The 11,653-nt window shown below is 36.8% G+C and carries 16 protein-coding genes; 3 read left to right on the plus strand and 13 right to left on the minus strand.

The genetic code is table 11. The annotated features are described in order from the left end of the window. The first annotated feature begins 76 nt into the window (after positions 1-76). Entirely contained in the window at positions 77-838 is a 762-nt protein-coding gene (locus V7014_RS13690; protein WP_335508004.1) for a class I SAM-dependent methyltransferase, read from the plus strand. 169 nt (positions 839-1,007) lie between these two features. Here the strand turns inward: V7014_RS13690 and V7014_RS13695 are convergent, their stop codons facing one another. The 5 genes from V7014_RS13695 to V7014_RS27280 form a co-directional block, all read right to left on the minus strand. Continuing rightward, the gene (locus V7014_RS13695) at positions 1,008-1,556 is read right to left on the minus strand and encodes a pyridoxamine 5'-phosphate oxidase family protein (protein WP_335508005.1); all 549 of its coding nucleotides are present in this window, start codon (positions 1,554-1,556) and stop codon (positions 1,008-1,010) included. 53 nt (positions 1,557-1,609) lie between these two features. Then, positions 1,610-2,494: a MerR family transcriptional regulator gene (locus tag V7014_RS13700; protein ID WP_335508006.1), complete on the minus strand. Its 885-nt coding sequence runs from the start codon at positions 2,492-2,494 to the stop codon at positions 1,610-1,612. Positions 2,495-2,811: 317 nt separating this feature from the next. After that, the gene (locus tag V7014_RS13705) at positions 2,812-3,477 is read right to left on the minus strand and encodes a class I SAM-dependent methyltransferase (protein WP_335508007.1); all 666 of its coding nucleotides are present in this window, start codon (positions 3,475-3,477) and stop codon (positions 2,812-2,814) included. A 98-nt stretch (positions 3,478-3,575) separates the two neighbouring features. After that, the gene (locus V7014_RS13710) at positions 3,576-4,313 is read right to left on the minus strand and encodes an AIR synthase related protein (RefSeq protein ID WP_438824918.1); all 738 of its coding nucleotides are present in this window, start codon (positions 4,311-4,313) and stop codon (positions 3,576-3,578) included. A 24-nt stretch (positions 4,314-4,337) separates the two neighbouring features. After that, complete coding sequence (locus V7014_RS27280; RefSeq protein ID WP_438824919.1) at positions 4,338-4,433, minus strand: hypothetical protein; 96 nt, start codon at positions 4,431-4,433, stop codon at positions 4,338-4,340. Between V7014_RS27280 and V7014_RS13715 the strand changes: the two genes are divergently transcribed. After that, on the plus strand, positions 4,415-4,549 hold the full coding sequence (locus V7014_RS13715) for a hypothetical protein (RefSeq protein ID WP_335508008.1): 135 nt from the start codon (positions 4,415-4,417) through the stop codon (positions 4,547-4,549). The genes V7014_RS27280 and V7014_RS13715 overlap by 19 nt on opposite strands. Further along, positions 4,542-5,519, plus strand: coding sequence for a nuclease-related domain-containing protein (locus V7014_RS13720; RefSeq protein ID WP_335508009.1), 978 nt, complete (start codon positions 4,542-4,544; stop codon positions 5,517-5,519). The genes V7014_RS13715 and V7014_RS13720 overlap by 8 nt, the downstream gene beginning before the upstream one ends. Here V7014_RS13720 and V7014_RS13725 read toward each other — a convergent pair. Genes V7014_RS13725 through V7014_RS13760 form a run of 8 tightly spaced genes read right to left on the minus strand, consistent with a single transcriptional unit; the run spans position 5,504 to position 11,527 of the window. Beyond that, positions 5,504-5,632 carry a hypothetical protein gene (locus V7014_RS13725; protein ID WP_335508010.1) on the minus strand — a complete coding sequence of 43 codons (129 nt, stop codon included), beginning with the start codon at positions 5,630-5,632 and terminating at the stop codon, positions 5,504-5,506. The genes V7014_RS13720 and V7014_RS13725 overlap by 16 nt on opposite strands. Continuing rightward, on the minus strand, positions 5,602-5,994 hold the full coding sequence (locus tag V7014_RS13730; RefSeq protein WP_335508011.1) for a bifunctional adenosylcobinamide kinase/adenosylcobinamide-phosphate guanylyltransferase: 393 nt from the start codon (positions 5,992-5,994) through the stop codon (positions 5,602-5,604). Before V7014_RS13730 ends, V7014_RS13725 begins: the two co-directional genes overlap by 31 nt. Continuing rightward, the gene (locus V7014_RS13735) at positions 5,946-6,560 is read right to left on the minus strand and encodes a histidine phosphatase family protein (RefSeq protein ID WP_335508012.1); all 615 of its coding nucleotides are present in this window, start codon (positions 6,558-6,560) and stop codon (positions 5,946-5,948) included. Before V7014_RS13735 ends, V7014_RS13730 begins: the two co-directional genes overlap by 49 nt. Then, on the minus strand, positions 6,512-7,273 hold the full coding sequence (gene cobS, locus V7014_RS13740) for an adenosylcobinamide-GDP ribazoletransferase (protein WP_335508013.1): 762 nt from the start codon (positions 7,271-7,273) through the stop codon (positions 6,512-6,514). Before cobS ends, V7014_RS13735 begins: the two co-directional genes overlap by 49 nt. Next, a complete protein-coding gene (locus V7014_RS13745; RefSeq protein ID WP_335508014.1) occupies positions 7,270-7,818 on the minus strand; it encodes a bifunctional adenosylcobinamide kinase/adenosylcobinamide-phosphate guanylyltransferase in 549 nt (182 codons plus the stop codon). The genes cobS and V7014_RS13745 overlap by 4 nt, the downstream gene beginning before the upstream one ends. Then, positions 7,797-8,894 (minus strand): pyridoxal phosphate-dependent aminotransferase, encoded by a 1,098-nt coding sequence (locus V7014_RS13750; protein ID WP_335508015.1) that lies wholly within the window; start codon positions 8,892-8,894, stop codon positions 7,797-7,799. Before V7014_RS13750 ends, V7014_RS13745 begins: the two co-directional genes overlap by 22 nt. Positions 8,895-8,944: 50 nt before the next feature. Next, the gene (gene cobT, locus V7014_RS13755) at positions 8,945-10,009 is read right to left on the minus strand and encodes a nicotinate-nucleotide--dimethylbenzimidazole phosphoribosyltransferase (protein ID WP_335508016.1); all 1,065 of its coding nucleotides are present in this window, start codon (positions 10,007-10,009) and stop codon (positions 8,945-8,947) included. Positions 10,010-10,015: 6 nt separating this feature from the next. Next, positions 10,016-11,527, minus strand: a complete 1,512-nt coding sequence (locus V7014_RS13760) for a cobyric acid synthase (RefSeq protein WP_335508017.1) — start codon at positions 11,525-11,527, stop codon at positions 10,016-10,018. Between the last annotated feature and the right edge of the window lie 126 nt (positions 11,528-11,653).

Raw genomic sequence — 11,653 nt, forward strand, 5'->3', positions numbered from 1 at the left:
TTTAAGTATAATTTTTTTTACAGTCATATAGAGAACTACATAACATTGTATTTAAAAATTAAAGGAGCGAATAACGATGGAAACAAAGGACACTTGGAATGCTCAGTTGTATGATGGAAAACATTCATTTGTATCGAAATACGGAGATTCTATAGTTGAATTATTGAATCCTCAAGCTGGGGAAAAAATTCTTGATCTTGGCTGTGGAACGGGAGATTTAGCAAAGAAAATCTCTGACTATAGTGTAAATGTTATAGGTGTAGATCAATCGCCAAATATGATTATGCAAGCATCGATCAAGTATCCTAATATTCAATTTCTTGTACAAGATGCAACTAAATTAGACTATCACAATGAATTTGATGCTATCTTTTCCAATGCCACTCTTCACTGGGTAAGACCACCAAAACAAGCACTACAATGTATTTGGAATTCTTTAAAAAACAATGGAAGATTTATTGCTGAATTTGGAGGTAAAGGAAATGTTCAAGTCATTACAGATAGTATCGTCAATCAAATAAAGGCTGCCGGACTAGATTATCTTCCTGAACAGTTCCCTTGGTATTATCCAAGTATTGGTGAGTATTCTGCTTTAATGGAAGAAGTAGGATTTAGAGTTACATTTGCACAACATTTCAACCGACCAACTCCACTAGTTGGACATAACGGATTAAGAAATTGGATTGAAATGTTCGGAAGTAGTTTTTTCCGAGATATTGATCAAGACAAAAAAGACGACATCATAACAAAAGTGGAAGATCATTTAAAAGACGATTTATATAAAGATGGTAATTGGTTAGCCGATTACAAACGAATTCGTGTCATCGGGATAAAGTGAAACTTTAATCGGGTTTTTACTGGCGCTTCATCTCCCACTGAAGCGTCTTCGCTTTTACTTTCGTTTTGAAGTAGGAGTCTTAGCGCCAGTTAGAACGGGATAAAAAATATGTAGCTGCTATACAAAAAACGATTCCTTTTTTTAAGAATCGCTTTTGTTTGTTGAAATATCAAATATCATCCCGTATAGTTCGTCCAGAATAGTATTCCTTTTGTTCATCTAATTCATTTTCTTTTGCAGTTATACTGAGAGGTTTTATTTTAAGTACAACCGTTTTACTTCCTAAACTAGATTGATATTTTTCAACATGCTTTTTAGGTAGAGATGACAAATAATAATTCGGGACATATTTATCAAGCATTGCTTGCATGGCAGATGTCGCTTCATCTAAATCCGTTACAATCTCAACAATTCCAACTGCAATTACACTCATATAAGCTGTATCGGTGTTTGCAGGAATAGGATCAACCAGAGTTCCGTAACTTTCACTTACCGTAAAGCATGCTTGAGGGTTTGTCTGTATGATGTCCATTTTTCTACCTTCCTCTGCACCATGAAAAAAGAAGCTTTCGTTATGCCATACAAAATTTAAAGGAATAACATATGGTACTTCTTGATCAACTAATCCAAGAAAACCCGTCTGAGCCTTTAATAAAAATTCATTAATTTTTACTTGATCTGTACAGTTGTTTTTAGCAAATCTCATGGAATTCGTCATCATAAAACCTCTCCTTCATTACAAATAACGGTCATTGGACTCTTGTGTACTATTCAATTGTTGAATTTCTTTGCTTGTGGAAAATCTTCTAAAAATCGATCATTAATAACATGTAGTTGATCATGGTACTTTTTATAAGTCTCACTTAAAATTTTTAAATTTTCAATAAAAATATCATAATAACCATTATTTTTTTGAAATTCTAGTAGCAATTGCTGCATTCTATATGTCGGGCTTGATTTAAATTCCTCGGACGTTCGATATTCCAAGTACCATTCTAAACTTTCTTTATTTTTCTCTTTGTATTCCTCGTAATTATGTAATGCTTCATGTATCCCTTCATCCATCTTACTTCTGTCTAGATTGATTAAAATATCGAATTGTTCTGCTAAATGATGCTGTATTTTATGTTCAAACTTAAGACTATCAATATTGTCAAGATACATAACAATGTTATTAAATGCTTTTACTTTCTCTGTACTATCTATTTTCCCATCTAGGAACCTACCAAAATGTATATATAAGTATTTACCGTAGACTCCTGGAAAAGCTTGAAGTAATTTGTCTTTAATAATCATATGATGATCAAGTTTATGCTCAACCTCTACAAATGCGTCTTCAATAGAAAGATTATGATTCAAGTAATACAATAAGTAATCATGTTGCGCTTTTGCTTGCTCTATTTGGAACTGCTGCTTTGATTGAAATTCTTTCAAAGCATGATGCTTATCACTACTCTCCAAAATATCCTTAATGTCAGCTACACCCATCCCTAACTTCCTAAAGATGTATATTTCTTTTAATAAAATAATATCTTTTTCATCATATGTCCTATATCCATTACTATTGTATTTTTTCTCAATCAATCCAGCTTGTTCATAATAGCTAATAGCTTTCTTCGTTAATTTACAGATTTTCGATACTTCACCGATTTGCAATTACGTCACCCCATCTTTAATACTCCGAATATCATTACCTTAAACTAGCACCCAAGGGTTTAGTCAATGGCGAATCATAAAAAATTGAGCGAAGGATATTTCAAAATACAACTCCCTCTTTCGTTTTTTACAAAACAAAAGAAATAAGAAATGAAAATACCACTATATATCATTTCCTTTTCATAAAGTGAAACTTTAATCGGTGGGGGTTTTCGTCCATCCCCCACCGATTATTAGTTGAACCAATCGGGTTTTTACTGGCGCTTAATCTCCCACATAAACGTCTTTGCCTTTACTTTCATTTTGATGTGGGAGTCTTAGCGCCAGTTAGAACGGGATAAAACTCTCTTGCTTCCTTTCACACAAAGCCACTTTGCATGATTGTTTTCAGAGAAAGTAATAGTTTGAAATCCAAAACTTTTTAATAATCGCTCCATCTCTTCTTTTGTTTTGTAAGATTTCATATGATAATTGATTTTGTATTTCTCAGCTACAATGAAAAATTCCCCATTCTGTTTTAATACTCTCGAAACTTCCTTTACCCCATTTTCAAGGTCAGCCCAAAAATAATGTGTTTGAAAAGCAGTTATAATATCAAAGGTTTGATTTGAAAACGGCAGATCCGTGACACTCGCTTGCAGTATTTCTACCTTTCCTTTTTCTACCTCTCGCATATTTACACGTATCGAATCATTCACAGCTTGCTCAGAGTAATCTATTCCGTAAATCTTTCCATATGTATGTGCTTTTGATAATAATTGTATAGCTTTTCCACCACCACATCCTATATCCAAGAGCACGGAATCTTTTCTAAATTTCATCTTCTCTATAGCCCATTTATTCATACCAGCGTGAGCAAAATTCATAATTCTTATCATTATTGAGCCTATACTTCCCTTTGGCTTTTTTGCTTGCTCTATTAAACTATCCATCCACCTTAATTCCATAACCCTCTCCTTTTTTAAAAGTTTTATTAATACCATTATATAACAAATAAAAAAGCACATTCAGCTTTGAATTCACTGAATGTGCTTTTCTTATTAAATAGTATTTTATGCTCACTGAAAAATTCTACATGGCATTATTTCTTTTCAAGTCTACCAAGCATATAAGCCTCTGGATAGCTCTTCATAAAAATAGTAACTGCTTCATTCCTTACAGCAACAATCAAAGCTGTTGCTGGACCAGCTGATTTCTCTAACCATTCTTGATCACAGTCAGCTATTTCAGTATAATAGCAACCGTTCAAGTCAGCTAAATTATACGCTTCATAGCGGATTCCTTTTGAACCAACAGGTACTAATTCAAGTACATCCTGGCGTTTCACCAGTTCTCTAACAAGCTTATAAGACACCTCTAAATGTGGTTTCTCTAAAAGCTCTTTACCCACTATCGGTTCACCTAAACCTAAAAGAGTAGCGTTACTTTCAATATTATTAAGTTTTAACTGTTGTCTCAGTGAATAGCCTGTTACGAAAACACCTACACTCGTTTGACTCGTCTCCATGTTCTCTTCAGTACTCCCATTTAACTCTAAATGAGCTAACCCAGCTTGATGTAATTCTTCTTGAATGCCTTGAAGAATCCTTCTACCAGTTGGATTCATTTCCGCACCAACAACATCACTTATAGCAATGACGTCAGCTCCACTTGCTAACACTTCTAATAGTGCCACACGAGCTGTGAGCTTACCTGTTAATTCAGGAGGAACTTTTAATACATCATGTTCTTTCTCACCTATGCTTGCACTAATATCAACTGCCGTTACAAAACACTGCTCGTTCGGAAGTGAAACAACAGTTAAATCTCTTATTTGCATTATGTACTTCCCTCTCAATTCTAACTACACATACTTTCTTATGTATGTTTGAAATTCTTCTATACCAACATCTGATATAGATAATACTCTAAATATACGTTTTGCTCCTGCTACTTGCAACTGCCGCTCAGCTCTTTCAATTTGCCGCTAATTTAATATTACTTGCAAGAGATCGTACAGGAAAACATTTATACATGGAAGAATATAGTGTGAAAGGAGCTGCTATTAATGATTAAAAAAGAAAGAACGTATCCATTGTCGGCTTTGGTATATGAAGCCTTACTTCGAAGAATACCGCCTAATCACGACAAGAGAAAAATTATTGCTAGCGATTTGGCTAAAGCACAAGCCGGCTATCGAGGCGAACAATCACTTGACTACTATTTTAGCTTTCTACCAAAAGATTCATACTACATTTTCCACGACTTACGCCTTCCATGTAAAGACCACTATTTTAAAGTAGATACCCTCATCTTATCCCCAAGCTTCATACTCATTTTAGAGGTGAAGAATATATCTGGTACTCTTACCTTTGATTCAAGCTTTCAGCAATTAATTCGCTCAATAAACAAAGTAGAAGAAGCATTTCCTGATCCATTAACACAAGTGAAACATCAAAAATTCCAATTGTCACAATGGTTGCTGAAACATCGTTTTACAGCTAATATCCCCATCTATACCCAAGTCGTGATTAGTAATCCTCAAGCAATCATCAAAGCACAGGCCTCTTACACTCAACAAATTACCCGTTCAACCAACCTCATTGCACGGATTGATGATATAAAAAAGAAATATCCAAATTTAGTTCTTTCACATCAAGATTTGAAGAAAATCACTCGTTTATTGTTGAAAGAGCACAGCAGCTTGCATATTAACGCTTTGGACAGATACCAAATTAATGAATCGGAACTAATCAAAGGCGTTCATTGTCCGGGCTGTTTTCATCTACCTCTCAGTAAAAGTTATGGCAAGTGGAAATGTCCTCATTGTCGGTGTGACGGTAAGGATGCACTTAAACAATCCCTATTTGATTATTATCTAATCCTTCGCCCGACCATCACCAATACGCAATTTCGGGAATTTATGCTTATCCCCTCACCATCTGTCGCCTGTAAACTAATAAAATCTTTCAACTTACCATTTAATGGTGGCACCAAAAGCCGAAAATATCACCTATCGCTCTCAGATTTTCATACCATCAAATAGAATCCGTCCACTTTTGCTAATAATCCCGCGACTTTTTGAATTAATCCGTCCACTTTAAGCGATAATCCAGCCATTTTTAAAATTATTTCATCCGTTTCGCCAATCCATGCCAAATACTCGTTACTTCATCCGCTTGCTTCACCGCTTCTTGTTGAACCCAACCAACTACATCACGTAAACGGCGATCATGCTCTTCAATCGGCACAATACCTCTTCCGATTTCGAGCATGATGAGAACATCATTCTGTCGCCCACGAAACCATTCACGAAACACCTCTACAATTTCTTGATTCGTGTGATCTGCTTTTATCAGCTCTCTAATCCACAGTTCAAATCCTTCGTAAATCACTATGTCACTTTGAACTGCTTCATTCATTGACTGACTTTCATATGCAGAAATGAACTGAAATGATCCCCACTTCTCTCTTACAAACTGTCGTTTTCCACTGTAGGCACCACCGATGACGACGTGCATACCCATTCACCTCCTACTTCCAATACAATTGCTTGTCCAAAGTTCACATGAACATCCCAATACTCTACATTCTCACAAAGTGCCGATACGATAAAACGTATGACTCCACCATGAGACACAATTGCAATCGTCTTACCAAAATTTCCGCTCATAAGTACGTGCTCCTGTAAAAACGCCAGAACTCTTTCACGAAATACTGGTCCACTCTCACCATTTGGAATACACTCTGTTTCCCAATTGAAAAGCCAATTACAATAAGCAGGGATATCTCTCAGCCGTTCATACGTTTTTCCTTCCCAATCACCAAAGTGAATTTCACGCAATCGTTCATCTAGATAGGCACCTTCACCAAAAAGATAGCGCGTTGTTTGCTGGCAGCGAATTAAATCACTACTATATATCGCATCGATCTGTTCATCTTCTAATGCTAATTTCAGCGACTTATAATCATTCAGTCGTTCAAGAATCACTGGTTCATCCGTATATCCCATGTACTTCTTTTGCACATTGAATTCGGTCATCCCATGACGAATGAGAATAATACGTATAGAATCATTACGTTCCATAACTCTGCTCCTTCAATTGAAGTTCCGACAAGATCCCCGTTTATACCGTTAAAATTCTTCACAGCCCATTTTCCAAATACAAAAGTAAAGACACATTGCAGTGCCAGCAATATTCCTAACGGGTAGTACATAACAATCAAAATAACTAGCCAGCACAACGCAATCACAATATCTCCCCAAGACAAATACTTGCGCCACTCATGAGCAAGTCCTTTATTTTGAATCGCTGGGAAACACTTCAACTGCAACAATGCTTGAAAACGCGATAGCGCAGGTATAAATAAAAATGAAATGATCAACTGTTCAGAAATTGATACCAACTCATACAGAAAACCAGCTTTCCAAATGAAAAGAAAGATTACCGCTAACACTGCAAAGCTACCTATTCTAGAATCTTTCATAATTTCATATTTCTTCTCAAGTGAACCATTTGATCCAACCGCGTCAGCTACGTCCATCCATCCGTCAAGATGTAAACCGCCGGTTGCATATACCCATGCCGAGAGGATTGCCAATGTCAAAAGTGTATTTGGCAAAAATGGACTTAATAGAAGAAAAATTGCACTAATAAAACAACCTATCACTAGACCAGCAAACGGAAAGAACCGTAACGCCCATTTCATCGTTGCTGTATTTATTTCACATGCTACCGGTAATGGAAATCGCGTAAGAAATTGTAATGACAATACAGCTCCGTGTAAAACATTCTTCATACTTTCCACCTTATTGGACAACCAGCCACAACTTGAATAGCTTGATTGCAGTTTTTCACAACATATTTATGTACTGCTTCTAAACTATATACATAACTTTGAACGCCTTCATCATCGATTGGCAGTTCTTCATTTACATCATTCGATACCATAATGACTGTTATTTGTTTTTCCTCAGCGATTTGAAATAAGGACGATAAACGTTTAATCATCGTCTCATACGTTTTGTTCTCTGAAAAAAGCACATTGCTACTCCATACTGTTAAACAATCAATAAGTAACACAGAGTTTGGCAACATTGTACTCATTCTTTCATCAATTCGATATGGCTCTTCAATTGTAGTCCAAAGCGATGAACGACTCTGTTGATGAAGCTTAATACGTTCCACCATTTCTTCATCATTCTTTCGCTTCGTTGTCGCCATATAATAAAGAGCGTTCGATTGTTTTTGTTTATAACAATCAACGGACATCCGTTCAGCTAGTGAACTCTTTCCTGAACGAACACCACCAGAAATAAAGATTAACAAATTCGTTCTCTCCATTCTTTCAAATAACGAACAATCCTTTCGTTTTCTTCATGTGTGCGAATAGCAAATCGCAATGCTTTTCCTTCTAGCCCTTTAAAATTATACGTATGCCTAGATAAAATACCTCTCTCAGCAAGAAACAATAATAGTGGTTCATGATCATCAAGAGAAGGATCACGTAGTAAATAAAAATTCGTACTTGTATTTGACATTTGAAAATCCAATGCGTCTAACTGAGTGGCTAGCCACTCTTTTTCTTGGGTTATATAAGCGACTGTTTCATCTACAAAATCCTGACATTTCTGTAAGCAATCGATTAAGCTTAGAGCTACCGCATTTATGCTCCATGGAACTTGTAGTTCTGTAGCACGCTTTATTGTAGCTTCACTGCCAATCATAAACCCGAGTCGGATACCCGGAACAGCAAAAATTTTCGTTAACGAGCGCAATACAATAAGATGAGGATTAGAATGACATAATGAAACAACACTCCTTTCATTATGTGCAAAATGAATAAACGCTTCATCTACAATGACATATGTATGATGCATCTTCGCAAGTTTAATTAATCGTTCCATCTCCTCAAACGAGACACAAGTTCCCGAAGGATTATTCGGTCGACAAATGTACACTGCATCATAATCGACTATAATTTCTTCCACATTTATAGGAAGCTTACACGTATTCCAAAATTCCTCATATAAAAAACACGTATACTTAACATCATGTGCTTTACAAGCTAATTCATACTCACTGAAAGAAGGATGAAGCAAAGCCACTTTCTTTCCTTTAAACAAAGCTGCACTCAGATGAATCGCTTCAGCTCCACCATTTGTTAACAATACTTGATTTTTTTCCACGCGCTCATAGGAAGCTACTTTTTCAGTGTGCTCACGATATGTTAAATCTGGATAATAAATAATTTGCTTCGTAATGGCTTCTTGCATTGCTTCTATCATGATTGATGGTATGCCAAAAGGATTAATGTTCGCACTAAAATCCTGTACTTTTTTTGAATGTATACCTTTTTGTTCAAGCATTGATGAAATGACACTGGTCCTCCCTCCATGCTCTGGCCATAATGTCTTCATTACATATACCTCACTTTATAACAACAAAGACGGTTATGTTAACCGTCCAATTATTGTGTCACCATTTCTCTCGATATGTCAGCATCATCAAACGTAGCCATTTCTCGCGCCATTCTTGTGGCCGCTTCAACTAACGGGTAAGCTAACACTGCTCCACTTCCTTCACCAAGACGTAAATGTAAGGATAGTAAAGCCTTCTTATCGAGCGCTTCTAATGCAATTGTATGACCTGGCTCTACAGAATGATGACCAGCAATCATATAATCTCTAACTTCCGGACAGAATTTAGTAGCAACTAATGCACTTGCGGTACAAATAAAACCATCTAATAGAATAGGAATATTTTGTGAGGCTGCATATAACATTGCACCAACCATCGCACCTATTTCAAAACCGCCTACTTTTTGTAATAAATCTAATGGATCATGACAATCTGGTTGTAATAATTTTAATGCATCATCAATAACGATTGCTTTATAATCAAGGGCTGACATCGCAAGACCTGTACCTTGTCCTACAATTGATCGGATATTCACTCCAGTAATTGCAGCAACGATAGCTGAGCTTGCTGTCGTATTCGCAATCCCCATCTCTCCAACAATGATTAATTTAGCTCCTTTATTAATCATCTCTTCCGCGCGTTTCATACCTACCTCTATAGAATGGATAGCTTCCTCTCTAGTCATAGCCGGGCCTTTGGCAAAGTTCTTCGTTCCAAACCCAACCTTATCAACTATTAAACCTTCTGCATCAATAGTAGATTTCACCCCAACATCTACTATTTCGATAAAGCCATTCACGCTTTTAGTGAATACATTAATAGCTGCACCTTCATTCAAGAAGTTTAGCACCATTTGTCCTGTGACTTCTTGCGGATAAGCAGAGACACCTTCTTCTGCAATACCGTGATCGGCTGCAAACACAATGATACCCGGAGGAAAAACTTCCGGAACTTTACAACGTGTTATTTCTGCTAATTGAACAACTATTTTCTCCAGGTCCCCAAGGCTTCCTACTGGTTTTGTTAAATTATTTAGATGTAGCTGTGCAGCTCGTCCCATTTCATGATCAACTGCTTGTATATTCTCTACAACAGCCTTTATTCTGTCACTCATTGCCTTCTATCCCCTTTTTATCAATTCGTATACTTTCTCCATGTTAATGTGCTGTTTCACATGCGCTGCAAGTCGCTCATATTCCTTTGCTTTCAGTTCTTCGATATGAAGCAAACTTTCAATAGCCGGTAATCCTTTTGTAGATCTAACCATATTTAAATAATTCCTTCTGAAATCATCATTATGGAATACATTATGTAAATATGTCCCAATCACTTTACCACTGTCTTTGCAGCAGCCTTCTTTTTCACCATTTAAGATTGCAAAGTGCTGAATTGGTTGTAACGTATGAGATTGTCCCATATGTACCTCATAACCCTTTAATGGATTTGAGCCATAACTTAAACACTCCGTATACCCCTTTGAAACTACGGTTTTCTTCTCTACTTTCATCTCTGTTACAACTGGAAGTAGCTTTAGACCTTCCATTTTCGTTATATCTGATTCAACTTCTTCTGGATCATGAATCGCTTCACCTAGCATTTGAAAACCACCACAAATCCCAAATACATATGTACCTTGTTCTACTAGCTTTACAATTCTTTGCGCTAATCCAGTCTCCTGAATATACTGCATAGCACTCACTGTATTTTTCGTACCCGGTAAAATAATCATATCAGGATTCCCAAGCTGCGACGCTTTCTTCACAAAGCGAATGTTACAATCACTCTCTAAACGCAACGGATCAATATCCGTGAAATTAGAGAAGGTTGGATGTGCAATGACCGCGATATCAATGTCCGCTTCATCATTCGTCTCACCATTACTATATTGATCCAGAATCAAACTATCTTCTCCATCTATCTCTAAGTCAGAAAGGTAAGGAATAACACCAAGAACAGGAACACCGGTATATTCCTCAAACCAGTCCAGTCCCGATTGCAACAAAGCCACATCGCCTCGAAATTTATTAATGACAACCCCTTTTACGCGATGACGATCCGCTTCAGGTAGAAGTTGAAGCGTTCCTACCAAACTTGCAAATACACCACCACGATCAATATCACCAACAAGAATGACAGGTGCATCTACCAATCTAGCAAGGCGCATATTAACAAGCTCTCGGTCATTCAAATTAATTTCCGCTGGAGAACCAGCTCCTTCAATGACGATACAATCATACTCATTAGCAAGAATAGAAAATGATTCACTAATAGCCTGCAATCCCATCTCATAAAATTCTTCCCGATAAGCCATAGCTTTCATATTACGATAAGGCTTACCATGAAGCACAATTTGTGATTTCATATCACCAGATGGTTTAATTAGAATAGGGTTCATATGTACAGAAGCCTCAACTCCAGCTGCTTCTGCTTGTATACCTTGTGCTCTCCCAATTTCTAAACCATCATTTGTAATATATGAATTAAGTGCCATGTTTTGTGACTTGAAAGGAGCAACGGCCATTCCCTCGTCAGCAAAAATTCGACATAATGCAGTTACAAGAATACTTTTACCTGAATCAGAATGAGTACCTTGAACCATTAACGGAGCTGCTTTTCCTCTGATTACCGTCATCCTACCTCACATCCTTTGATTAATAATCAACACCATAAGGTGAAACTTTAATCGGTGGGGGTTTTTGTCCATTCCCCACCGATTATTAGTTGAACCAATCGGGTTCTTACTGGCGCTTAATCTCCC

Source organism: Bacillus sp. JJ722 (assembly GCF_036963345.1).
Lineage (GTDB): Bacteria > Bacillota > Bacilli > Bacillales > DSM-1321 > Bacillus_AD.